The organism is Streptomyces virginiae, from assembly GCF_041432505.1.
Lineage (GTDB): Bacteria > Actinomycetota > Actinomycetes > Streptomycetales > Streptomycetaceae > Streptomyces > Streptomyces virginiae_A.
On sequence record NZ_CP107871.1, the window covers coordinates 7,793,744 to 7,815,755 of the forward strand.

The 22,012-nt window shown below is 70.4% G+C and carries 24 protein-coding genes and 2 pseudogenes; 15 read left to right on the forward strand and 11 right to left on the reverse strand.

What is annotated here, in order from left to right; genetic code table 11:
- Positions 1-123 precede the first annotated feature (123 nt).
- On the reverse strand, positions 124-1,374 hold the full coding sequence (locus OG624_RS35905; RefSeq protein WP_371640361.1) for a PP2C family protein-serine/threonine phosphatase: 1,251 nt from the start codon (positions 1,372-1,374) through the stop codon (positions 124-126).
- 644 nt (positions 1,375-2,018) lie between these two features.
- Here OG624_RS35905 and OG624_RS35910 point away from each other — a divergent pair.
- From OG624_RS35910 to OG624_RS35925, 4 genes are read left to right on the forward strand one after another with little or no spacing between them, the layout of a single operon-like run.
- Positions 2,019-2,705 (forward strand): HemK2/MTQ2 family protein methyltransferase, encoded by a 687-nt coding sequence (locus tag OG624_RS35910; RefSeq protein WP_371640362.1) that lies wholly within the window; start codon positions 2,019-2,021, stop codon positions 2,703-2,705.
- Positions 2,689-2,943 carry a CDGSH iron-sulfur domain-containing protein gene (locus tag OG624_RS35915; protein WP_371640363.1) on the forward strand — a complete coding sequence of 85 codons (255 nt, stop codon included), beginning with the start codon at positions 2,689-2,691 and terminating at the stop codon, positions 2,941-2,943. The genes OG624_RS35910 and OG624_RS35915 overlap by 17 nt, the downstream gene beginning before the upstream one ends.
- On the forward strand, positions 2,940-3,968 hold the full coding sequence (locus tag OG624_RS35920; RefSeq protein ID WP_371640364.1) for an iron-containing redox enzyme family protein: 1,029 nt from the start codon (positions 2,940-2,942) through the stop codon (positions 3,966-3,968). The genes OG624_RS35915 and OG624_RS35920 overlap by 4 nt, the downstream gene beginning before the upstream one ends.
- A 55-nt stretch (positions 3,969-4,023) precedes the next feature.
- Positions 4,024-4,158: a hypothetical protein gene (locus OG624_RS35925; RefSeq protein ID WP_371640365.1), complete on the forward strand. Its 135-nt coding sequence runs from the start codon at positions 4,024-4,026 to the stop codon at positions 4,156-4,158.
- 81 nt (positions 4,159-4,239) lie between these two features.
- Here OG624_RS35925 and OG624_RS35930 read toward each other — a convergent pair whose 3' ends face one another.
- Positions 4,240-4,707 (reverse strand): ATP-binding protein, encoded by a 468-nt coding sequence (locus tag OG624_RS35930; RefSeq protein WP_266448718.1) that lies wholly within the window; start codon positions 4,705-4,707, stop codon positions 4,240-4,242.
- A 284-nt stretch (positions 4,708-4,991) separates the two neighbouring features.
- Positions 4,992-5,906 carry a SigB/SigF/SigG family RNA polymerase sigma factor gene (locus OG624_RS35935; RefSeq protein WP_033226772.1) on the reverse strand — a complete coding sequence of 305 codons (915 nt, stop codon included), beginning with the start codon at positions 5,904-5,906 and terminating at the stop codon, positions 4,992-4,994.
- Between the two features lie 527 nt (positions 5,907-6,433).
- Here OG624_RS35935 and OG624_RS35940 point away from each other — a divergent pair.
- From OG624_RS35940 to OG624_RS35955, 4 genes and pseudogenes are all read left to right on the forward strand, one after another.
- Complete coding sequence (locus tag OG624_RS35940) at positions 6,434-7,432, forward strand: magnesium and cobalt transport protein CorA (protein WP_371640366.1); 999 nt, start codon at positions 6,434-6,436, stop codon at positions 7,430-7,432.
- A gap of 346 nt (positions 7,433-7,778) precedes the next feature.
- A pseudogene (locus OG624_RS35945) lies at positions 7,779-7,871 on the forward strand (phage holin family protein); the annotation flags it as partial.
- Positions 7,868-8,320 (forward strand): DUF3618 domain-containing protein, encoded by a 453-nt coding sequence (locus OG624_RS35950; protein ID WP_371640367.1) that lies wholly within the window; start codon positions 7,868-7,870, stop codon positions 8,318-8,320. The pseudogene OG624_RS35945 and the gene OG624_RS35950, both read left to right, overlap by 4 nt.
- Positions 8,317-8,583 (forward strand): DUF4235 domain-containing protein, encoded by a 267-nt coding sequence (locus OG624_RS35955; RefSeq protein ID WP_371640368.1) that lies wholly within the window; start codon positions 8,317-8,319, stop codon positions 8,581-8,583. Before OG624_RS35950 ends, OG624_RS35955 begins: the two co-directional genes overlap by 4 nt.
- A gap of 199 nt (positions 8,584-8,782) precedes the next feature.
- On the opposite strand, the gene OG624_RS35960 is transcribed toward OG624_RS35955, so the two are convergent.
- Positions 8,783-9,568: a cation:proton antiporter domain-containing protein gene (locus OG624_RS35960; protein ID WP_442759685.1), complete on the reverse strand. Its 786-nt coding sequence runs from the start codon at positions 9,566-9,568 to the stop codon at positions 8,783-8,785.
- A 56-nt stretch (positions 9,569-9,624) separates the two neighbouring features.
- The gene (locus tag OG624_RS43540) at positions 9,625-9,930 is read right to left on the reverse strand and encodes a hypothetical protein (RefSeq protein ID WP_442759686.1); all 306 of its coding nucleotides are present in this window, start codon (positions 9,928-9,930) and stop codon (positions 9,625-9,627) included.
- Between the two features lie 163 nt (positions 9,931-10,093).
- Here OG624_RS43540 and OG624_RS35965 point away from each other — a divergent pair, with 163 nt between their 5' ends.
- Together OG624_RS35965 and OG624_RS35970 are read left to right on the forward strand one after the other, a co-directional pair.
- Positions 10,094-10,525, forward strand: coding sequence for a cupin domain-containing protein (locus OG624_RS35965; RefSeq protein ID WP_371640369.1), 432 nt, complete (start codon positions 10,094-10,096; stop codon positions 10,523-10,525).
- A 244-nt stretch (positions 10,526-10,769) separates the two neighbouring features.
- Positions 10,770-11,858, forward strand: a complete 1,089-nt coding sequence (locus tag OG624_RS35970; protein ID WP_371640370.1) for a hypothetical protein — start codon at positions 10,770-10,772, stop codon at positions 11,856-11,858.
- 58 nt (positions 11,859-11,916) lie between these two features.
- On the opposite strand, the gene OG624_RS35975 is transcribed toward OG624_RS35970, so the two are convergent.
- Positions 11,917-14,277: an arylsulfatase gene (locus OG624_RS35975; protein WP_371640371.1), complete on the reverse strand. Its 2,361-nt coding sequence runs from the start codon at positions 14,275-14,277 to the stop codon at positions 11,917-11,919.
- 579 nt (positions 14,278-14,856) lie between these two features.
- Positions 14,857-15,012, reverse strand: a complete 156-nt coding sequence (locus OG624_RS35980) for a DUF6131 family protein (RefSeq protein ID WP_244291040.1) — start codon at positions 15,010-15,012, stop codon at positions 14,857-14,859.
- A 166-nt stretch (positions 15,013-15,178) separates the two neighbouring features.
- Between OG624_RS35980 and OG624_RS35985 the strand changes: the two genes are divergently transcribed.
- Together OG624_RS35985 and OG624_RS35990 are read left to right on the forward strand one after the other, a co-directional pair.
- On the forward strand, positions 15,179-15,427 hold the full coding sequence (locus OG624_RS35985; protein ID WP_158711993.1) for a hypothetical protein: 249 nt from the start codon (positions 15,179-15,181) through the stop codon (positions 15,425-15,427).
- 64 nt (positions 15,428-15,491) lie between these two features.
- Positions 15,492-16,859 (forward strand): mycothione reductase, encoded by a 1,368-nt coding sequence (locus OG624_RS35990; RefSeq protein WP_371640372.1) that lies wholly within the window; start codon positions 15,492-15,494, stop codon positions 16,857-16,859.
- Between the two features lie 28 nt (positions 16,860-16,887).
- Here OG624_RS35990 and OG624_RS35995 read toward each other — a convergent pair.
- Together OG624_RS35995 and OG624_RS36000 are read right to left on the reverse strand one after the other, a co-directional pair.
- Positions 16,888-16,992: pseudogene (locus tag OG624_RS35995) on the reverse strand (LLM class F420-dependent oxidoreductase); the annotation flags it as partial.
- A gap of 17 nt (positions 16,993-17,009) precedes the next feature.
- Positions 17,010-17,198: a hypothetical protein gene (locus OG624_RS36000; RefSeq protein WP_033226770.1), complete on the reverse strand. Its 189-nt coding sequence runs from the start codon at positions 17,196-17,198 to the stop codon at positions 17,010-17,012.
- A 318-nt stretch (positions 17,199-17,516) separates the two neighbouring features.
- On the opposite strand from OG624_RS36000, the gene OG624_RS36005 reads away from it, so the two are divergent.
- From OG624_RS36005 to OG624_RS36015, 3 genes are all read left to right on the forward strand, one after another.
- Positions 17,517-17,657 carry a hypothetical protein gene (locus tag OG624_RS36005; RefSeq protein WP_352164610.1) on the forward strand — a complete coding sequence of 47 codons (141 nt, stop codon included), beginning with the start codon at positions 17,517-17,519 and terminating at the stop codon, positions 17,655-17,657.
- 23 nt (positions 17,658-17,680) lie between these two features.
- A complete protein-coding gene (locus OG624_RS36010; RefSeq protein WP_161293758.1) occupies positions 17,681-19,408 on the forward strand; it encodes a thiamine pyrophosphate-dependent enzyme in 1,728 nt (575 codons plus the stop codon).
- A 136-nt stretch (positions 19,409-19,544) separates the two neighbouring features.
- On the forward strand, positions 19,545-19,913 hold the full coding sequence (locus OG624_RS36015) for a PRC-barrel domain-containing protein (RefSeq protein WP_033226735.1): 369 nt from the start codon (positions 19,545-19,547) through the stop codon (positions 19,911-19,913).
- Between the two features lie 93 nt (positions 19,914-20,006).
- Here the strand turns inward: OG624_RS36015 and OG624_RS36020 are convergent, their stop codons facing one another.
- Positions 20,007-20,756, reverse strand: a complete 750-nt coding sequence (locus OG624_RS36020; RefSeq protein ID WP_161293756.1) for an MBL fold metallo-hydrolase — start codon at positions 20,754-20,756, stop codon at positions 20,007-20,009.
- 110 nt (positions 20,757-20,866) lie between these two features.
- Positions 20,867-21,847 (reverse strand): GlxA family transcriptional regulator, encoded by a 981-nt coding sequence (locus OG624_RS36025; RefSeq protein WP_371594096.1) that lies wholly within the window; start codon positions 21,845-21,847, stop codon positions 20,867-20,869.
- Between the last annotated feature and the right edge of the window lie 165 nt (positions 21,848-22,012).

Below are 22,012 nucleotides of genomic sequence, written 5' to 3' on the forward strand. Positions count from 1 at the left end.
CTTCCGTTGGCGGACCTACACAGCGCCTGCCCTGTCTACGGTGAAAGACCCGCCTTGTCCCCCGCGCAGTCGGTTCCGCCGACGCCGCGGTTGCCAGGCGCGTGGCCCCCTGTGCGACCCGAGTCACGGCCCGGGAGAGTGCCGTCCTGTCCTCGACGGCCGTGAGGCGTCGGTGAGGTCGGCGCCTGTGGCGGCGTCACGCCGGGAGTTGCCGACGCCGTGCCAATCCAGGCACATGACGGTCGCGTCGTCGTCCAGATGGTCGTCGCAGGCGTCGACCATGGCCCCGATGAGGGTGCGGGCGGCCTCGCGGGGATGCAGCGTGCGGGTGCGGACGATCAGGTCCGACAGGTCGAGACTCTCGGCGTTGCGCTCCAGCATGCCGTCCGTCAGCATCACCAGCCGGTCACCGGGCAGCAGGTCCAGCGACTGCACCCGGTAGGCGTCGGAGTGGGAGGCCTGGAGGCCGAGGCCGAACGGCAGATCGATTTCGGGAACGATCTCTTGTACCTCTCCGTCGCGCATCCGCAGCGGCCAGGGGTGCCCAGCGTTGACGAACTCGGTCCTGCCGTCGAGCAGGCTGATGCGCAGCAGTTGACCGGTGACGTAGCCCCGGCGGCCGTGATCGTGCATGGCCTGGTCGGCCTGGCGGGCCTGTTCCGCCAGGTTCTCACCCGCCCGCCGAGCCCGGCGTAGGGCGCCCACCACCAGGGTGGCCAGCAGCGCAGCGTCGACGTCGTGGCCCATGGCGTCGGTCACGGAGAGCTGGACCGTATCCCGGTCGATCACGTAGTCGAAGGTGTCGCCCCCGACGTGATCGGCGGGTTCCAGCGCTCCGGCCACCGCGAACTGTGCCGCCTCACATGCCAGCGACGCCGGGAGCAGCCGGTGCTGGATCTCGGCGGCCAGGCTCAGCGGCTTGGTGCGCCGCCCCCACTGGTACACATCGGTGTGGGACCGGTTCGCGATGACGATGTACGCCAGCGCGTGCGCGGTCTCGCCGATCTCCCGCATCACCTGCGAGCTCGGCGCCGCAGGCAGGAACAGTTCGAGGAGCCCGATGGCATCCCCGCGGCTGGTCACCGGCGCGACGACCCGAACCAGCTCACTCTCGCCCCTGTCCTCCACCCTCGGCCGCTGGCTGCGGATCACGTCGTCGTACAGGGTGCCCCGCAGCCTGATGCGCCGGGCCGGCTCACCGGTCTCGACGGTGCCCGCGGCGCCCAGCCGCACGACCGAACTGCCGGTGAAGTCAGTGATCAGGAACGACACCGAGGCGGCCCCGAGGTGTTCCTTGAGCATGCGCGCGACCACGTCGAGCGACTCCACGGGTGCTGCGGCCTCGGCCGCTTCCAAGGTCCCCGCCAACGTCATTGCCCTGCCCCGCCGGCTTCCGCCCACGGGAGGGCGAGAGGCCTGCCCGTCGTCCGGCTCTCCTGCGGTCACAGAGACCCCTTACTGCTCGATGCCGGCCGGGACTCCGTCCCTGATGCACGAGGATCCGCGTCGAGGCGGCACCCGACAGGTCACATTGGACCACGGCCCCCGGAGCCCAGCACCCTGCCGCCGCGTCCCGTTCCCCGCCTACCGTCCGGCGCTGACGACCCAGGGTGGGTCGGCCGGTCGAGCCAGCGGGCCGACCGCGACTTCACTGCATGACGCCGAAACTGCTACGAGCCGCCCGATTCTGCCGCTCGGCCCTTGTGTGCCCTTCTCGCAGTGGCTCTACCGGTGGGTCGACGCGGACGCGTGGGCCATTTTGATTACCTGACGAATCCGATCGGGGGTCAGCCTGCTTCGCTTCTGCAGCCGACACTTCGCTGTCCATGTTCTGAATTCTTCGTCATTCTCCGAATGGTGCTGGTGGCGTGGAGGCATCGAGGAATCGGAGGCGCGTTCTTGGTCTGATCCTCCGAAGATCGAGGCTTTATCGGATGGGGAGCCTCGGTCAGGGCAGGCGCAGTACGTCGTCCATCGCAGTGACTCGCTCTGCGAGCCGCGGCGAAACCGGAGGTACGGTGCCCAGTACTGCTCTCTCCCTGACCACACTGCCCGGCGGCCTGGTGGCCCTCCCGGGCGTCTACCAGCCGCAGGCGGACACCAGGCTGCTCGCCGCGGCACTCGCCGATGAGGACCTCGGACCCCGTACCGAGGTCCTGGAGATCGGTACGGGCACCGGCGCCCTGGCGCTGCACGCCGCGGCCAGGGGCGCCCGGGTCACGGCGGTCGACGTGTCCTGGCCCGCGGTCGCCACAGCCCGGCTGAACGCCTGGCGTCGCCATCTTCCGCTGCGCGTCCTGCACGGGGACTTCGAGGCACGCACCACGGGACGGCGCTTCGACGTCGTCTTCTCGAACCCCCCGTACGTCCCCGCCCCGGACGACCGGCCGCCCTCGCGCGGGCCGGAACGGGCCTGGGACGCCGGCCTCGACGGGCGCGCGGTCATCGACCGGATCTGCGCCGACGCCCCGGCCCTGCTGCGGCCCGGCGGAATCCTGCTCATGGTGCACTCGGAGATGTGCGGCGCCGAGGAGACCCTGGACCGGCTGGCGGGGGCAGGGCTGGCCGCTCAGGTCAGGACGACCGTCTCCGTGCCGTGGGGCCCGGTCCTACGGTCGCGACGTTCCTGGCTGGAACAGCAGGGCCTGGCGGCCGGAGCCGAAGAACGGGAAGAGCTGGTGGTCATCCGTGCCCAGCGACCCTGAGCCCACCCCGTGCCCGGTCCCCGTCGCGGGGGACGCCCGGCGGGTTGCCGTGGAGCGCCAAGGCCCGGTCCTGATCGAGGGCCCGGTCGAGATCGTCCTGGACGACGCGACGGTCGCCCGGTCCGACCGCTTCATGGTCGCCGTGTGCACCTGTCGCCGCAGCCGTACGTACCCGTGGTGCGACACCAGCCATCGCGACCGCGACCGGCCCGCGCCCAAGAACAGGAACCCCGAATGACCCCTCCCAGCCCGACCACCACCACGACCGCCGCCGGCCCCCGCCTCGTCGAGGGGCGAGGCGAACTCTCCGACGCCGTCATTCGGGCCCTGCGGAGGGGAGCCCCGCCCGTGCACGCGCCGGGAGCCGTACTGAAGGCCGACCCGTGGGGTGAGGACCTTCAGCTCGCCCTCTACCTCCTGTACGAGCTGCACTACCGCGGCTTCGAGGAGGTGGACGACGCGCGGGAGTGGGATCCGGACCTGCTGCGCCTGCGCCAGGCCATGGAAGCGCGCTTCCTGCACGCCCTGCGCATCGAGCTGTCCGACGCTCCTCGGTCGGTCGAGGACGCCTTCGGCCCGCTGCTCGTCGAGCCCGTGGACCTCTCCGACAGCCTCAGCCACCACCTCGAAACCCGGGGTGAGCTCTGGCAGCTGCGCGAGTACGCGGCCCTGCGCTCCCTCTACCACCTCAAGGAGGCCGACCCGCACGTCTGGGTCGTCCCCCGCCTCACCGGCCGCGCGAAGGCCGCGATGGTGGCCATCGAGTACGACGAGTTCGGCGCCGGCCGCGCCGACCGCATCCACGCACAGCTCTTCGCCGACCTCATGACCGACCTCCAGCTGGACCCCACGTACGGCCGCTACCTGGACCAGGCGCCGGCACCCCTGCTCGCGACCGTGAACCTGATGTCGCACTTCGGGCTGCACAGGGCCATGCGCGGAGCGCTCGTCGGCCACTTCGCGTGCGTCGAGGTCACCTCCTCACCCGGCTCCCGCCGCCTGGCCAAGGCCATGCGGCGCTGCGGCGCGGGGCCGGCCGCCGAGCACTTCTACGCCGAACACGTCGAGGCCGACGCCGTCCACGAGCAGGTCGTCCGCCACGAAGTCATCGGCGGCCTCCTCGTCGACGAACCGGACCTCGAAGAGGACATCGCGTTCGGCTGCGCGGCGACCGTCCTGCTCGAAGACCGTCTCGCGCGTCACATCCGCGAAGCCTGGGACCACGAACGCAGCGCACTGCGCACACCCCTGCCCCACCGGTGATGGTGCAAAGGACGTGGCGAGCATGTCGTGACCGCGGCGCTCGACGAGCCCGTCGGTGCAGAGCAGGAGCGTCGGGCCCCGCGAGGCCCGCGCGATCGCAGGCTTCCTGCGGCAGTCGTACGCCGTCACCGACGCGGGGGAGGAGTTCCTCGACCTCGACAAGCTCCTCGACGAGTTCTTGGCCGGCTGACATGCCCGGGAGCGCCGGCTCCGGAACTCGGGGGAGCACGGCATGCTCCGGATCGACGTGAGCGGTGCGGGTCCGGAGTGGTCAGCGTTCCGCTGCCATGCCGTACTCCAGCCGGGAAGCCTCGATCTCGGCCCACACGGCCTTCCCGGTCCCGTACGTGTGCGTGCCCCAGCGGTCGGACAGGCGCTCCACTATGTACAGGCCGCGGCCGCCCGGGACGCCGCGTTGTGGCGCCGAGTGGCGGACGGGCGGGGATGTCGTGCCGTCATGGACCTCGATGTGCAGGGCCGACTCATCCGCGGTCAGGACGAGTTCGCGGCAGCCGTTCGCATGCAGCGACGCGTTGGTCAGCAGTTCGGACACGAGGAGAAGGGTGTCCTCGGAGGTCTCGGTCCTGTCCCAGCCCCAGTCCCGAAGTGCTTGGCGCGTGAAGGCGCGGCCCTTGGCGACCGACCCCGGGACGCCCATGAGCGTGAGCCGACGGCGCTGCCTCCCGGAGGGAAGACCGACGCTCATCGGACCGCTCGCCTCCGGTTCCTTGGTCTCCACTGTGGCCCCACCCCCGAGTTCGGCCCTGGCTACAGCTCCCGGTACCCGACCCAGGCCGCCGGCGCTGCCGGCGCCCTCGGTCGGTCGCATGCCCCCAGGCGGTGCGGGAAGCCTCAGCAGGGTCGTGACAGCGTAAGGGATCCCGCGTGTCAGGGCATTGCCTTGTGAGGCCGCACCGTGAAGCTGCTGCCGGTGGTGCGGAACTCGACCGGTTCGCCGAGATGGTGGGCCGGCCTCGGACCACGGCACGGCGCTCCCCGGTAGGGACGTCATCGGTTGCCCCTCTACCCGGCGAGCATGCCGGCGCGAAGCCGGACGAGAGTGCGGGACAGGAGGCGGGAGACCTGCATCTGGGAGATGCCCAGTGCGGCGCCGATCTCGGCCTGGGTCTTCTCCTGGCCGAAGCGCATCCGCAGGATCAGCCGGTCGCGCTCGTCCAGCTGTCGCAGCAGCGGTGCGAGGGTGTGGAAGTCCTCGAAGAGTTCCATGGCGGGGTCGACGTCGCCGACGAGTTCCGCCAGCGGCCGGGTGGTCCGGCTGGTCGGGGACGGTAGGTCACTCTCCCCGGCGGCGGTGTCGAGGGAACCGCTCGTGTAGCCGTTCGCCGCGATGAGTCCGTCGATGACCTGTTCCTCGGTCAGTTCGAGGTGGTCCGCGACCTCCTTGACGGTCGGGGCCCGGCCCAGGACGTCGGTCAGGGCCTCTTGGGCCTTGGCGAGCTCGCTCCGCAGTTCCTGGAGCCGACGGGGGACGTGGACGGCCCAGGTGGTGTCGCGGAAGTGGCGCTTGATCTCCCCGATGATGTAGGGGAGGGCAAGGGTGGAGAATTCGACCTCGCGCTCGAGTTCGTAGCGGTCGATGGCCTTGATGAGGCCGATGGTCCCCACCTGGATGATGTCGTCCATGTCCAGCCCCCCGCCGAGCACGCGGGCGCGGAAGCGCCGCGCCGCGAACTGCACGAGGGAGAGGTTCATCTCGATGAGGGTGTTGCGTGTGTACTGGTACTCACGCGTGCCCTCCTCCAGCGTTCGCAGTCTGTGGAAGAAGACACGCGAGAGCTCGCGCGCGTCGCCGGGTGCCATCTCACGGGCGTTCTCCACTCGAACCGGTTCCCGGTCCTCCGCCGGCGCCCCCGAGGTACCTATGACTCGCGCTTCCTTCGCCCGAACGGGGCCCATCACGGTGGTCGAGCGAGACATGACGACCACTCCCTCCCAGTTGACTTACGGCTGTCCGCACCGTCTGCCCCGTCTTCGCGGTTGTACGCACTTGCTCGTGGAACGCACCTGAGGGAGGTGGGCGTCGGATGAGGCGGGCCCGGAGCCGGTCACCTCGCTCGCGATCCGGTCCAGCACTTTCGTACGAGCGGCACACCGATGGTCAGGAGGTGGCCGGCATCGGGTCGAGCAGTGGCCGACGACCTTGCGGATGTGGACGAGGAGCAGGCATTCCTCGCCCGGGCCCGTGGGGTCCGGGACGTGCGCGGACAGGAATTCGATCCCCCGGTACGCCAGGACGCGGCGGCGAAGCCGGCCGCTGATCCGGTTCCGGCGCGAGTGCTCGGCCCCGGCTCGGCCGGACGGTGGCGTCCGGGCTGCTGATGCCGGGCCGAACGGATCGCTCGCGGGACGCGCATGTTGTCCGTGCATGACGGCTCGTGTTCCCGGAGCGCGGAGCGATACGTGCTGGGGCGCATGAAATGGAGCTGGTGAAGCATGCGCGGGAGATGGAATGTGTCATATACGACCGGGACTCGGGCCGGTCGGAGCATGTGGAGTGCGAGCTGCCGGACGATGCCTGCCAGTCCGCCCTCAAGCGGCTGCGGGACATGGGCGAGGACGACTTCGCCTGGGTCCGGCTGGCAGGTCCCTCGGTAGGTGAACTGGTCGAGCTGGCCGAGGAACTGGGCCTTCACCCGCTGGCCGTCGAAGATGCTGTGCACGGGCGGCAGCGTCCGAAACGCGAGCGCTTCGGCGACGTCCTGGCCGTCGCGCTGAAGACCCTGCGATATGTCGAAGAAGAAACGGCGGTGGAGACCGGCGACGTCATGATCTTCGTAGGACCCCGCAGTGTTCTCACCGTGAGCCACGGACCGATCGATCCCTGCGCCGAGGCCGCGCGTCGACTGGACGCCGATGCGGACATGCTGAGCCATGGCCCCTGGGCTGTGGTCCACGCCGTGCTGGACGTCGCCGTCGATGCGTACAGCGACGCGGCCCGAAGGGTGCGCGCCACCCTCGACCGGCTCGAGGACGAGGTGTTCTCGACTTCCCGCGTCGACCACACCGAGAGCATCTACTCCCTCAAGCGGGAAGTACGCGAGTTCCGTGACGCCGTGCAGCCGCTCGTTCCGGTGGTCCAAGGCCTCCTGTCCGGTGGTCCGGGGGAGAAGGACCACCAGCCGAAGATCGCCCCGTACATCCGTGACGTCGCCGATCACCTGCACCGCACGGACATCGAGGTGCGGACCCTGGACGAACTGCTGGACTCGGTGCTCGGCGCGCAGCAGGCCCGCGTGGGCACCTGGCAGAACGACGACATGCGACGCATCTCCGCGTGGGCGGCGATCTTCGCGATCCCCACGATGGTCGCCGGCGTCTACGGCATGAACTTCGAGCACATGCCGGAACTCGGCTGGACCTACGGCTACCCGCTCGCCGTCGGTCTCATGGTGCTCGCGGCAGGTGCCCTCCACCGTGCCTTCCGCCGCAACGGCTGGCTGTAGAAGCCCGCACCAGAGCCGCCCCGGCCCTGCCGGCCGTCGAGCGGGCCCCGCGACACCCACGCACTGGAGCGAGGCCGCTCGCCGCCGGACGAAGCGCTGACCCGTGGCCTGAACCACGGCTCGTCGCACAACGCTGGTTGCCGCGCGGGTGACAGCGCGGTTGCGGGGTAGTCGCGCCGAGACGACGACATGACCGTCTCCACCCGGAACGGCCCCGACTCGGACAAGCGCAGCGCCAATGTCCCCGTCCGGAGCGCCAGCCGTTCCAGCGATCGAAGAAGGGCAAGGTGTCCCCAGCGTGAGCACGGTGGAGCGGCGGCCGCCCGCCGCCGACGACTCGGTGGGCGAGATCGCCCGGGCCGGTACTCCGGCCCCCGAGCAGACCATCGACAGCGTCAAGGCCGACCTGGCCGAGATCAAGGAGAAGGCACACCGATGAACGACGACGCCCGAACCAACATCGGCACCCCCGCGCCCACCCCCGCAGGCTCTGGCTCCGCCGAACTGCGCGATCAGGTCGAGCGCACCCGCGACGAGCTCGGCCGGACCGTCGAGGCCCTCGCCGCCAAGGCCGACATCAAGGCCCAGGCCAAGGAGAGGGCGGCGCTGGTCACCGAGCAGATCCGCGAGAAGACGGGCCACGCCGCCCGGCTGGTCAAGGACAAGACGCCCGACCCGCTCCTGGAGAAGGCCGCGCAGGCCGCAGAACAGATGGAGGAGACGGCGGCCAAGGCGGCCCGGTACGCGACGGACCAGACGCCCGACCCCCTCCTGGAGAAGGCCGGTCAGGCGGCGGCCGCTCGCGCCAACCGCACCCCGCTCCTGGTGGTCGGAGCCGCCGTGGTCGTCTTCCTGCTGGTCCGCCGCGGTAGGGGACATCGCCGATGAAGGCATCCAAGATCGCCTACAAGACCGTCGGGCCGGCCCTGGGCGCCCTCAGCGGCTTGATGGCAGGCGCCGCCTTCAAACAGGCTTGGAAGATCATCGAGGGTGAGGGCGATGCTCCCGACGCCACCGACGAGGACCGGACCTGGAAGCAGATCCTGCTCGCCGCGGCCATCCAGGGCGCGATCTTCGCCGTGGTCAAGGCCTCGGTCGAACGCTCGGAGGCCGTAGCGATACGCCGTCTGACGGGCACCTGGCCAGGCTGACCGGCCGCGGTGCCGGCCACCTTCCCCGAGCCTGGCCGGCACCCGCCTGGGGCGGTGCCGGCGCGGTTCCCGAGCGTGTGGTCGGTCTGCACGCCGCCCTCCTCGACCTCGACCGGCCCCGCGCTGTCCGTGTCCGGCGTACCGGGACCGGCACCAGCAGGCCAACCACGGGAGGAGAGCCATCGTTGCTCGGCTCTTCTCATCCGTCCCGGGCCGAGCGGTCGAGCCAGGCCGTAACGGGTGTCGCCGCGACGCCGTGCAGGACCACGGAGAGCAACACGGTGAACGTCACCACGGCCCAGAGCTCGCGCACGGGCGCGGCGAAATCGGCGTCGCCCAGAGCGTACGCGAGAGAGAAGAACGAGCCGATGCCCCGGATACCGAACACCGCGATGACGACTTGTTCCTTCCCCGTGGCATTGCCCCGCATCTGGACGACCCAGCCGACGGCAGGCCGGATCAGCAGGAAGAGCACCAGCCCCGGAATGGCCCCTTGCCAGGTCAGCGCGGCAAGGCCACCGTCGGCGATGAAGCCACCGACGAGGAAGAGGATGACGGCGGTCAGAAGCCTCTCGACCTGATCGGTGAAGGCGTGCATGACGCGGTGGTAGCGATGGCCGCGTTCGGCGTTCCGGATCGTGCAGGCCGCGACGAACACGGCGACGAACCCGTAGCCGTGGAGGAGTTCCGTCAGACCGTAGGCCGTGAAGGTCGCGGCGAGCGCGACAAAGCCCTCGCGGTGTTCGGACAGCCGCAGCGCCTTCCAGGAAGCCTGGAAGAACATCCGGCCGAGGAGGCGCCCGACGCCGAACCCCACGACCAGTCCCACCGCGCTGCGCACCAGGATGTCGCTCCACACCCATTGCCAGAGCCCCTCCATGGACCAGCCCGTCGGCGAGGCCGTGGTCAGCGCGACGGCCGCCAGGACGAAGCGAGGACAGCCGCGATCATGAGAGCGACGGCAGGCGGCCACTCCACCAGCCACCCCGCCACCGCTGCGGTGAGCAGGATCGTCAGGGGCATGGCCAGGGCGAGCAGCCGTCACGTCGTCGACCAGGCACGCCGGCCCGGAGGCCTGTTGATGGTCAGTCCCGCGCCCATCAACGCGACCACGACGCAGACCTCGGTGAGGTGCTCCACCAGGCTCCGGTGCCGGACGGGATCCAGTGCGGGGAGCGCGTCGAGCGGCAGCAGGAACACCAGGAACCCCGCCGCCAGGAACACCATGGGCAGGGACAGGGGCCGCTTCGCCAGGGCGGTCGGGAGCACCGCCGCGCACAAAGCCCCCAACCCCGCGCAGGCGTACACCACGTCGATCCCGGTCAGACCCAGCAAGCCGATCACCATTCCCGTACGAATCCCTTGCGGGGGTCGCCTACCCGATCTTGCAACGGACGGCCCCGGTACACCTCCCGGTGCCGCCGACTCGACTGTGCCTGGTGCCGAGGTGCGGGCCGCCGCGGTGGCGGGAACTGGTCGTACGCCGTCGGCTGCCTGGTGTACTGCCCGCATGGCAGATCAAAAGCAGTGCACGGTGGTGCGGACCGGCACGTATGAGGGCATCCAGGGCGGTACTTTCGGGGCGGGAATCAGCGCCCAATCTGCGGGGGCGCAGCACTTGTGTCTGCACCGGCTGGTGATGCCGGCGGGGACGCGGGGGCGCCCTCACCTGCACGAGGGGCACGAGTCGGCCATTTTCATCCAGTCCGGGCAGGTCGAGGTCTGGCACGGAGAAGACCTGGCCGAACACGCGGTACTGCGCGCCGGAGACTACATCCACATTCCCGCGGACACGCCCCACATGCCGGTCAACACCGGAGCCGAGGACATGGTGTGCCTGGTCGCACGCACCGACCCCGAGGAACAAGAAGGCGTCCGGCTGCTGGATCTTCCGTCCTGGCTGGAGTCCCGTGTCGGCGCGCTTGCGGTCGGGGTCGGCTGAGCCCGGCGACCGGAACGGCGGGGCGGTCGGGCATGGCGGTGGGACACCGCACGACCGAGCACGGCCGGGCGCCCGTACGCGTCCGCGCCGCCTGACGGCCATCGGGCGGCGGGCGCGCCTTCAAGATCGCTGGTGTGCCAGGCCCGAACCGGGGGCCAGGAGCAGCGGTGCAGGGCCATGAAGTCGCAGGTCCATGAAAGAGACAACGAATGCGGAGCTGGGTGCGGACGCGCAGCATGGAGGCATGGTGGTACTCCCGCGGCCGGAGAGGCTTCCGAAGGCCTCCGCGTCCAGCGTCGGACCGGGATCCCCGTCGAGCGACTTCCGTACGGGTGCCGACCAGGAGAGCTCCGGGACCCGTCGACGCCCGAGGCCGCCCGGCCTGGCCCGAACGTCCTGCACGGCTCTCGCAGCCGTCCTGACGGCCGTTCTGGCCACCGTGCCGACGGACTCCGCCTATGCCTTCACCGGCGGCAATCACGAGGACATCACCCGGGCCGCGCTGCCCTGGGAGCCCGTCACACTGACCGAGATGGCCGACGCCCACGTCGGGGCGATCAACGCCAACGACCGCCCCCCGTACTTCGACGTCGGCCCCCTGCACTGCGACAACGCCGACCATCTGGCGCCCCGCCACGCCTCCGACTACCCCCGCACCCGGGACGAGGCCACCACCGAGCTCCTCGCGTGCGTCCGTACCTCCGTCACCCGCTTCCGCGATGCGGTCGAGGCCGCCGACGGCCTCGTGGACGCCGACGGCAAGGTGCGGGCCGACCAGAGCGACCTGTCCTCGCACTGCACATGGAACGGGAAACCCGGGCGGGCCAAGTGCGCCGTTCTCGAACATCTCGGCCGCGGCTGGCACCAGATCGAGGACTTCTATGCGCACTCCAACTGGAGCGACCGGCCCGCGCCCGGCCCGGTCGGCCTCGACAACCCGCCCGGCCTGGAGCGTACGGACGTCGCACCGTTCCTCGACATCCGCCGCTACAGCGCCATGAAGGACGCCGACTGGACCCGCGACGCGCGTGAGCGTGTCCCTGCAGACCTCGCCACCGGCTGCTACACCGACATCGATTCCACCGGGCTCAAGCCGGCCGACTGTGACGGGCGCGTCACCCACAACCGTGCCCTGAACAAGGACACCGCCGCATCGGCACGCTCCAGGACGGGTGACAACTTCCGCCACGCGAGGGCCGGAGCCACCGCCGAGATCACGCGTCAGTGGAACGACTTCAAGGCCGAGCTGATCGCGAAGTACCCGGATCACCGGCGCGGCGCACAGATGGTCTGCGCCCTCGTCCACGACGACCCGGCCGTTGCCTGCCCTTGACAGTGGAGGGAACGGCCGGACGCCGTCGTGGTTCCGACAGGTCCACGGTACGGTCCACCTATTGGCGGGCCATGTGCATGCGGATCTCGCTCTCGGCGTCGACGATCAGGTCGCCGGACAGGTCGACGGTGACGCTGTGCAGGGTGCCGGTGAAGTGGAACGGTGCCTGGTAGTCGGGGGTGACGGCCGATCCGGGGTTGTGGCCGCAGGCCATGCCGCCCGGGTTGAAGGCGATCGGCGTGGTGACCGGCATCTCGGTGTGGCCGACGAGGCGGCCGTCGATGTACAGCTGGGCCCGGCCGGGCGCGCCCTTGCCGTGGGCGATGTCCGGGGCGCCGGTGGGCTCGAACTCGAAGCGGAGCGTGTGGCGTCCTGTGGGCACGCTCTCGCTGGACGCCACGTGGTGCAGGGCCCGTTGGACGTAGTTGTGGGCGTAGTGGAGGTGGCCGTCCTTGATGTAGAGGGACCAGCCGCCGGCGTTGGTGCCCTGGCTGAGGAGGACGCCCTCCGCGCCGTCAGGTGGGATCTCGACGTCGGCGGTGACGCTGTGCGGGCGGTTGAGGACCTTGGGGGCGACCGCGGCGGGGAGGACCTGGGTGTGGGGGCGGAGGGTATAGCTGGTACGGGCCTGCGTGATCTGGGGGCGTTCCTGCATCATGCGCTCGAAGGCGCTCCCGTCGATCGGCAGCACGTTGTACTTGCCGGCCTCCATGTACCACAGGGCGATCATCTCGATGAGTTTGGTGCGGTGCTCCTGGGCGAGGTTCCGGGTCTCGGCGACGTCCTCGTCGATGCGGTAGAGCTCCCAGTGGTGGGCGTCGAGGTCGTCGAGGTCCGCCATGGTGATGGGGGTGCCGAACTGCCGGCCGGTTTCGGCGAAGGAGGGGCCGGGCCAGGGGCAGACCGCCCGCCATCCGTCGTGGTCGATCGCCCGGTGTCCGAACATCTCGTAGTACTGGGTGAGGTGAAGGCTCGCCGCCGCAGCGTCGTCGAAGGTGTGGGCGAAGCTGACCCCGTGCAGGGGTGACTGGGTGACACCGCGGATGCCGGCGGGTGCCTCGATGCCGAGTACGTCCAGGACGGTGGGGACCATGTCGATGACGTGCGCGAACTGGCCGCGGATCTCGCCCCGGGCCTGGATGCCGCTGGGCCAGTGGACGAGGAAGGGGTCGCTGACGCCGCCGCGGTAGGTCTCCCGCTTCCACCGCCGGAACGGGGTGTTGCCCGCGGAGGTCCAGCCCCACGGGTAGTGGTTGAAGGTGGTCGGGCCGCCGATCTCGTCGATCCGCGCCAGGCTCTCCTCCAGGGTCTCGGGCGCGTTGTTGAAGAACTGCAGCTCGTTGGTGGTGCCGGTCGCCCCGCCCTCGGCGCTCGCCCCGTTGTCGGAGACCACCATGATCAGCGTGTTGTCGAACTCGCCGGTCTCCTTCAGGAAGGCCATCAGCCGGCCGAGGTGGTGGTCGGTGTGGGAGAGGAATCCCGCGTAGACCTCCATCATCCGCGCGGCCACCCGCCGCGCGTCGGCCGACAGCGACTCCCACGGCGGCACGTCCGGATCGTGCGGGGACAAGCGCGCGTCCGCGGGCACCACACCGAGCTGCTTCTGCCGGGCGAAGGTCTGCTCGCGGTAGACCTCCCAGCCGTCGTCGAACCGCCCTCGGTAGCGGTCCGCCCACTCCTTCGGCACATGGTGCGGGGCATGCGCGGCACCCGGGCACAGGTTCATGAAGAACGGCTTGTCCGGGGCGACCTGCTTGGCGTCGGCGATGAACGAGATCGCCCGGTCCACCAGGTCTTCCGTCAGGTGGTAACCCTCCTCCGGCGAGGCCGGAGGCTCGACCTGGTGGTTGTCGTACACCAGTTCCGGATACCACTGGCTCGTGTCCCCGCCCAGGAATCCGTAGAACCGCTCGAAGCCCCGCCCCAGCGGCCACCGGTCGTACGGCCCGGCCGCCGACTCCTGCTCCGAAGGCATCAGGTGCCACTTGCCGACCATGTACGTGTTGTAACCGTGCTGCAGCAGCATCTCCGACAGGAACCCGTTCTCGAACGGGATCTGCCCGTCGTAACCCGGATAGCCGGTGGCCAGCTCCGTGATCGCCGCCATGCCGTTCGCGTGGTGGTTACGGCCGGTGATGATGCAGGAGCGTGAGGGTGAGCACAGTGCGGTGGTGTGCATGTTGCTGTACAGCAGCCCGCCCGCGGCCAGTGCGTCCAGATGCGGCGTCTCGATCGGACTTCCGTAGCAGCCGAACTGTCCGAACCCGACGTCGTCGAACACGATGAACAGCACGTTCGGCGCACCCGGGACCGCGCGCACCGGTTGCGGCCAGGCCGGAGTCGACTCCTCGGCCGTACGGCCGATCACCCCCGGGAACCGCTGCCCGGGCCGGTACTCACGCCACGACGACTGCGCCATCTGTCTCCGTCCCACCAGCGGCACGACCACCGGTGATGTGTGTGCGGCGGTGCGGCCGGCCCCGAGATCGAGCCGTGCCGCGGCACGCGATGACGGGGCGGACGACGCAGGCCGTCGGACCGGGGCGGGCCCGAACTCCTCCACGCTAGGACGCCACCGCCACCTCGGCGACCGGGCTGCGCCGGCCGGTCCGGTACTCCTGCTCGGCCGGGCGCTCCTCGAAAGTTGAGGACCGGGCCCGCATGCGGGCCCGCGCCCCTGAAACGCCTCGGGCGCGTGTTGGGTCGGCCCCGGGTCGGTCCCCGATGTGGGGGGCGAGCGCCGTCCATAGCCTGATCGGCATGTCGAAATACGGGAGCACCGGGACCTCCGGCAAGCCTGGGGGCGGTGCGCCGGAGGGGACGGGACCACGCCGCGACGTGCGGTGCCGGGCGTCGCGCGTCCCGGCCAGGACTCGCTCCCGGAGCGACGATCCGATCGCTGGCGGGTGCTCAGGGGGGCGGGGAATCCGTTGCCGTGCGGTGCCCGACGGCTGCGGTTCCTTGGCTTGTGCTCCTCCCTGTCTCCATTTCCTACGGGTTACCAGTAGTGCTTGCGGCCGCCGACGGAGTGCCCGAGGGCGCCCAGGATCCAGAGGATGGCTCCGATGACGACGAGGATGGCGCCGATGGTCCACAGGATGCTGATTCCCGCGACGAAGCCGATGACCAGGAGAATGACACCGAGGATGATCATGGCCACCTCCGATTTCTGTGACTCTCCTTTCAGCCTAGGCGCGTCCGGCGCTGTTGGGGTGCCATGCGCGGCAGATGCCACGGCGAGCCGGGCGGGAGCATCCGAGGACTACGGGCGACGGGGTGGGGTAGCTGCGGGGACATAGGCACCATCGAGGGAGGACACGGTGACGGACCACGAAGAGTCCAGGCAGCGCGCGCGGCGGACCACGCCGTCCGAGGCCGTGGGCGAGAGCCGTGACCGTGAGGCCCGGCAGCAGGCGGACGACGCCGTTGTCCAGCGCTCGGGCACGGCGGACGACGACACGGACACGGATGCAGGTAGCCACCGTGCCAAGCGCCAACGTCCGGGCATCGGCCGTGAGGAGCAGATCCACCCCGATGACGAGCCGCAGGAGAACTCCGAGGACCGCTGACGTCAGCCTGAACCGGTCCCACGCTCACAGGCGAACTGCCGGCCAGGTCCACCTGGCCGGCCGGATGCGTCATCACGACCTTGTCGTCATCGGTGCGGGATCCGGCAACGCCGTGATCGACGACTCGTTCGCCGATCTGGACGTGGCCATCGTCGAGGAGCGCTGGTTCGGAGGAACCTGCCTGAACGCCGGGTGCATCCCGAGCAAGATGCTCGCCTACACCGCGCACGTCGCCCGCACCGTTCGGGAAGCGGGGACGTACGACGTGGACGCCGACCTGCGGGCGGTCCACTGGCGCGAGGCGCGCGACCGGATCTTCGCGCGGCTGGACGCCGAACGGGACGAAGGCCGTACGGGCCGGGAGCAGCAGGACGCGGTCACCGTGTACGAGGGCACCGCGCGGTTCACCGGACCCAGGACCCTGCGCATCGAGGGGGTGGACGGGGCCGTCGACATCAGCGCAGGGCAGATCGTCGTCGCGGTGGGGGGTCGGCCCGTGGTCCCCGGACCCGTTGTGGAAGCGGGCCTGCCGTACGAGACGTCCGACACCGTGATGCGGATCGACGCTCCACCCCGGCACCTGGCGATCCTCGGCGGCGGCTACATCGCCGCGGAACTGGCCGACGTGTTCGCCGAGACCGGGAGCTCCGTCACCATCGTCGAGAAGGAAGAGCACCTGCTCGGTGAGCAGGACGAGACAGTTCGAGAGAGGTTCACCGACCTGGTCCGCTCCCGCTACGAGCTCCGGCTCAGCCGGGAGCTCACGGCCGTCGGCGGCCGGCCGGGCGCGTTGAGGCTGACGCTGGACGACGGATCGACGGTCGAGTCGGACATGCTGCTCGTCGCGGTGGGCCGTCTTCCGAACAGCGACCGGCTCAACCTCCGAGCCGCTGGAATCGCCACGCACGACGATGGCCGAGTGATCGTCGACCGGCATCAGCGCACCACAGCGGAAGGCGTCTTCGCGCTCGGGGACATCTGCTCGCCGGTGGCCCTCAAGCACGTGGCCAACCGCGAGGCGGAGGTCGTGGTCCACAATCTCCGGCACCCGGACGACCTGATCGCCGCCGACCACGAACTGGTGCCGGCGGCGGTCTTCACCCGGCCGCAGATCGCCTCGGTCGGCGCCACCGAGCAGGACTGTCGTGACAGGGGGCTGGACTACCTGGTGGGCACGGCCGGCTATGGAGATGTCGCCTACGGATGGGCGATGGAGGACACCACCGGATTCTGCAAGGTACTCGCCGAGCCCGGCACCGGTCGTCTCCTCGGCGCCCACATCATGGGCCCGCAGGCTCCCACCCTCATCCAGTCCCTGGTCCTGGCGGCAACCCTCGGCATCGACGCCACGACCCTTGCCAAGTCCCCGTACTGGATCCATCCCGCGCTCACCGAGGTCGTGGAGAACGCCCTCCTCGACCTGGACCTGTGAGCCCGGCCGCCGACATCCCCGGCTTGCCGGGGCCGGGGAGTTCCGCGTCGACCTTCCGGCCGCCGGGCGCCCGGCGGAACCGGTCGTGTGCCCGGGCCACCGCCGCGCCGCGGTCGGGGTCGTAGGAGAGCGGACCCCGATGCCACGGGATCAGCGCCTCCGGCCCCGGCCCCGCTCGCGGGTCGCCCACCCGTGGCCGATGCCCGCGATGTGGAGCGCGAGCGCCGCGAGACCGATCAGCATGAAGTTGGTCGAGCTGAACACTTCGTTGGTGCTGATGGTGGCGGCATTGATCAGGAACGCGATGAAGAACAGCACTGCGGCGGTGATGCCGAGCATGTCCATGCCCCTTTCGGTCGGTGACGACCGCGTTCCCCGTGCGGGCCGGATCATGAGTGTCTGCTCCGCCAGGATTTCGCCGGGTCGCGGAGGAACGATGGGGACCACCAGAGGCGTGAACGTTCATGTCGCCGCATCCCGTCGAGGCGACATGAACTTCCTGGCCCGCGTGCGGGAGCTCGCCGGTGACAAGCCCGTGGGGTTCAAGCTGTGCGTCGGCTCGCGCCGCGGGTTCCTCGCCGTGTGCAAGGCCCTGCGGGAGGCGGACCTCACCCCCGATTTCATCCGGCCCGCGCCCCCCACATGCCGCTCCGGCTGGTGGATCCGCCCACCGTCCGCTCGTACGCCGAACCGTACGTCTGGCCCGCCCCCGGGGAACTGATCGCTTCGCCGCTCGAAAGCTGGGCAGCCGACGGGAAGGCGGCCGACCCCGGCCGCTGCACCCACTCCACCCGCTGAACCGGCAAACGAAGGGCAGTCCCGTGGCACGCACCGTCGCCCACGTCATCGTCGACGCACTCGAGGAACTCGGCGTCCAGCACGTCTTCGGCGTTGTCGGAGACGCCCTGAACCCCCTGACCGACGCCATCCGCACATCCGTCGGCCTGAGCTGGGTCGGCTGCCGGCACGAGGAGGCCGCGGCCTTCGCCGCCTCGGCGCAGTCCCAACTCTCCGGGACCCTCGGAGTGTGCATGGGCACCGTGGGACCTGGATCCGTGCACCTGCTCAACGGTCTCTACGACGCCGCCAAGAGCCGTACGCCCGTCCTGGCCATCTGTGGCCAGGTCCCCCTCGCCGAGATCGGCAGCGACTACTTCCAGGAGGTCGACAACGACCTGCTCTTCCGCGACGTCGCCGTCCACCGGGCCACCGTCACCTCCCCGGACCAGATGCCGCGCCTGCTCGAATCGGCCGTACGCGCCGCTGTGACCCAGGGCGGAGTGGCCGTCCTGACCATCCCCGGCGACCTGGGCGACCAGGAGCTGAGCGACGACAGGCCCACCCGGTTCGCCCTGGACCGTGCCGTCACCCGGCCCGATGACCCCGCCCTCGCCCGGGCCGCCGAGCTGCTGAACGACGCGGCCCGGGTGACCCTCCTCGTCGGCCAAGGCGCCCGCGAGGCCCGTACCGAGGTCCTGCGGACCGCCGAGCTGCTGGCGGCGCCCATGGTGCTCACGCTGAAGGCGAAGGAGGGCTTCGAGGACGACAACACCTTCCAGGTGGGCCAGACCGGCCTCATCGGCAACCCCGCCGCCGCCCACGCGCTCGACAGCGGGGACGTGCTCTTCATGCTGGGGACCGACTTCCCCTACCGGGAGTGGTACCCGAAGGACGCCAAGGTGATCCAGGTCGACTCCCGCGAGGACCACCTGGGACGCCGCACCCCCGTGGACGTGGGCCTGGCCGGCGACGTCGGCGCCACGCTGCGGGCCCTGCTGCCGCTGCTGAAGGCGGTCCCCGACCGTGCGCACCTCGACGACGCCCGCAAGCGCTTCCTCCACTGGCAGGAGGGACAGCAGCGGCTGGCCGACCCCGCGCACGAGCACCGCTGGACCGGGAAGCTGCGGGCCGTCCTGGACAACCGCGAGCACGCCATCCGCCCGGAGGCGCTGGCCGCCGCGGTGGACACCTACGCCGACGCCGACGCCGTCTTCACCTCCGACACCGGCATGGCCACCGTCTGGCTCTCCCGCTTCGTCACCATGCGAGGCGACCGCCGCCTGATCGGCTCGTACAACCTCGGCTCGATGGCCAACGCCATGCCCCAGGCCCTCGGTGCCCAGCTGTGGGCGCCGGACCGGCAGATCGTCGCGCTCTGCGGGGACGGCGGGCTGAGCATGCTGCTCGGCGACCTCATGACCATCAAGACGTACGGGCTGCCGGTGAAGCTCGTCGTCTTCGACAACCGCCGCCTGGGCATGGTCAAGCTGGAACAGGAACAGGCAGGCCTACCGGAGTTCGGCACGGAACTCGACAACCCCGATTTCGCCGCGGTCGCCACGGCCCTCGGCCTGACGGGCATCCGGGTCACCGACCCGGCCGAGCTCCACGAGAGCGTGCGCCGGGCTTTCGAGACGCCGGGGCCGGTCCTGCTGGACGTGCTCACCAACCCGGAGGAAGTGGCCGTGCCCGGCAAGCCGACCGTGGCACAGGGCTGGGGTTTCGCCATGGCCAAGGCCAAGGAGCTCCTGCCGGGCCATGAAGGCTGACGGCCACCGCAGGAGGCCGCCCGACCACGACACGCCCGCGAGAAACCATCCGTACGTGCACAACGGGAAAGCCGGGGCAGACGCCGTCCAAGAGGTTGGTCGATCCTTTCATTCACACCGGAGGAGTTGTTTTCACGTGACCGAGCATGTGTGGAGCTACAAGTCGACGTCGGGCCACCTGGCCGGTAGCGATCTCATCGGCTACAAGGTCGAGGCGGTCGACGGCAGCATCGGCAAGGTCGACAAGCACTCCGACGAGGTCGGTGACGCCTACCTGGTGGTCGATACAGGGGTGTGGATCTTCGGCAAGGAAGTGCTCCTGCCGGCCGGTACCGTGATCTCGATCGACCCGGAGCAGCGGACGATCCACGTGGAGCGCACCAAGGAACAGATCAAGGACTCCCCGGAGTTCCACCGGGACACGCACCTCGGCGATCCCGGTTACCGCGAGCAGCTGGCCCTCTATTACGGTCCCGTCGGCCCGTTCGGCGGCCCGTTCGCCTGATGTGCCACGAGGGGGCCCGGACTCGACGAGTCCGGGCCCCCTCCCCGTGCCCGGCGACCCGGAGTGCCGTGGCTGTCCGCAGCACCGTCCGGGTCAGCTCTTCGTACGGCTTCGGAGGCGTCCTCGGGAGTCGAGGCGGGACAGCCGTCGTTGCTCCCGCCGCGCCCACCGGCGCACGCGCTCGGGGTCCAGCGCAGTGCCGTGGCCGACGTGGAGGCGGCTGGGGCCGAGGTCGAGCATGGCGCGCAGGCTCGTGAGGTTGCCCAGCGGGTCGTCATGGAAGGGCGGGTTGGCCGGCTTGCCGGGGATGAGACCCATGAAGGAGTTGGCCACGAGGTCACCGGCGACGAGGTCCCCGTCATCGGTGAGAACGGAGACGGAGCCTGCGGTGTGGCCCGGGGTGGGCATGATCCGTCCCGCCAGCCCGAAGTCCGACAGGTCGGTCTCGCCGCTGATCAGGATCTCGGGTTCGAACGGGTCCGCCGTGACGTGGAGCTTCCTGTTCCTGCTCATCAGGCGGCCCATGGGTCCCGTCGGAAGGTACGGCATCAGCGGTCGGCCGGTGCGGAAGGGTTCGAGGTCGGCGGCGTGCCCGGCGACGGGTGCGCCCGTCAGGCGGTGCAGTTCCGCTGCGGAGCCGAAGTGGTCGATGTGGCCATGAGTGATGACGATCAGGGCGAGGTCGGCGGGGTCCACTCCGTGAGCGGCGATCCGGTCGTGGATGAGGCGTCCGCTGCCCGGCGTTCCGGCGTCGACGAGGACGGGGCGTCGGCCCAGCAGCAGATAGGCGTTGACCGCGTGCTTGCCGAGCACCGGAATCGGAATGATCTTCGTGCCGGACATGATGGCCTTTCCTGGAGGGGCCGGGCGTGGGCACGCCTCGGCCTCCGCCGGCCGCGGGGAGGGGCGGCGGGCGGCGGGCGGTGAGGTGGGCGGTGAGGGACGGGCCGATCTCAGCGGAAGCGGCGGCGGTACTCGGCGGGGGTCGTCCCCAGGTGTCGTCGGAAGCATCGGTGGAGGGTCTGCAGGGAGCCGAGGCCGCTGGCGGCGGCCACCTGAGGCAGACCGGCGTCGCCCTCCTCCAGGAGGCGTCGCGCGGCCTCCAGCCGGGCCGACTCGACGTAGGCGGCGGGCGTGGTACCGGTGCGCTGCGCGAAGAGCCGGGAGAAGTGCCGTGTGCTGAGGCTCAGGCGCTGGGCGAGAGCCTCGGCGGAGAGGTCCGCGTCGGGGTGTTCGGTGATCCACCGGCGGAGCTCGCCGATGCGGTCGTCAGCGGGTGCCCGGACGGCAAGGGGCACGCTGAACTGGCTCTGGCCGCCGGAGCGTTTGACGTACATGACCATCATGCGCGCGGTGGCGAGCGCGAGGGCCTGGCCGTGGTCCTCGGCCACCATCGCCAGTGCCATGTCCATCCCCGAGGTGATCCCGGCGCAGGTCCACACCGGGCCGGAGCGGATGAAGATCGGATCGGGGTCCACGTCGACCTCTGGATGCGCGGCGGCCAGTTGAGCCGCCGTGAGCCAGTGGGTGGTGGCGGTCCGGCCGTCCAGCAGGCCGGCCGCGGCCAGCAGATGGGCGCCCGCGCACACGGATCCGGTACGACCCGCCCGCGGCGCCGCCGTACGGAGCCAGTCGGTGACCACCGGATCGACGACGGCCTGGACGCCGCCCCCTTCGGGATGGGTGACCGCTCCGGACACCAGGAGGGTGTCGACGCGGCCGGTCACCTCGTCCAGCCGCAGGTCGGAGTGGATCCGCAGGCCGCTGGAGGTGGCCACCGGAGCGCCGTCCTCCGTGGCGACCTGAACGGAGTAGCCGGGGAAGTCGCCCTCGGAGACCCGGGACGCGACCGAGAACACCTCGGCGGGACCTGTGATGTCCAGGAGCTCCGCGCCGGGGAAGGCGACGATGACGACGCGGTGGGGTGTGGGCATGCGCCGATCCTCGTTCCCCTGTCCCGGTGTCCGCAATGACGAAGTTGTCTCAGATCCGGCCATCCGGCCCGGTGGCGCCCGGGAATCTCACGGCGGGGAGATGGCAGTGCTGTGGCTGCCACGGCTGGTGTGGCCTTCCCGCCCACCACCGTAGCTGTTCGAGAC

Coding starts and splice junctions, on each gene's coding strand:
- OG624_RS35905 (WP_371640361.1), bottom strand. CDS start 1,374: ATGACGTTGGCGGGGACCTTGGAAGCGGCCGAGGCCGCAGCACCCGTG.
- OG624_RS35920 (WP_371640364.1), top strand. CDS start 2,940: ATGACCCCTCCCAGCCCGACCACCACCACGACCGCCGCCGGCCCCCGC.
- OG624_RS35935 (WP_033226772.1), bottom strand. CDS start 5,906: ATGTCTCGCTCGACCACCGTGATGGGCCCCGTTCGGGCGAAGGAAGCG.
- OG624_RS35940 (WP_371640366.1), top strand. CDS start 6,434: ATGGAATGTGTCATATACGACCGGGACTCGGGCCGGTCGGAGCATGTG.
- OG624_RS35950 (WP_371640367.1), top strand. CDS start 7,868: ATGAACGACGACGCCCGAACCAACATCGGCACCCCCGCGCCCACCCCC.
- OG624_RS35955 (WP_371640368.1), top strand. CDS start 8,317: ATGAAGGCATCCAAGATCGCCTACAAGACCGTCGGGCCGGCCCTGGGC.
- OG624_RS43540 (WP_442759686.1), bottom strand. CDS start 9,930: ATGGTGATCGGCTTGCTGGGTCTGACCGGGATCGACGTGGTGTACGCC.
- OG624_RS35965 (WP_371640369.1), top strand. CDS start 10,094: ATGGCAGATCAAAAGCAGTGCACGGTGGTGCGGACCGGCACGTATGAG.
- OG624_RS35970 (WP_371640370.1), top strand. CDS start 10,770: ATGGTGGTACTCCCGCGGCCGGAGAGGCTTCCGAAGGCCTCCGCGTCC.
- OG624_RS35975 (WP_371640371.1), bottom strand. CDS start 14,277: ATGGCGCAGTCGTCGTGGCGTGAGTACCGGCCCGGGCAGCGGTTCCCG.
- OG624_RS35980 (WP_244291040.1), bottom strand. CDS start 15,012: ATGATCATCCTCGGTGTCATTCTCCTGGTCATCGGCTTCGTCGCGGGA.
- OG624_RS35990 (WP_371640372.1), top strand. CDS start 15,492: ATGCGTCATCACGACCTTGTCGTCATCGGTGCGGGATCCGGCAACGCC.
- OG624_RS36000 (WP_033226770.1), bottom strand. CDS start 17,198: ATGCTCGGCATCACCGCCGCAGTGCTGTTCTTCATCGCGTTCCTGATC.
- OG624_RS36020 (WP_161293756.1), bottom strand. CDS start 20,756: ATGTCCGGCACGAAGATCATTCCGATTCCGGTGCTCGGCAAGCACGCG.
- OG624_RS36025 (WP_371594096.1), bottom strand. CDS start 21,847: ATGCCCACACCCCACCGCGTCGTCATCGTCGCCTTCCCCGGCGCGGAG.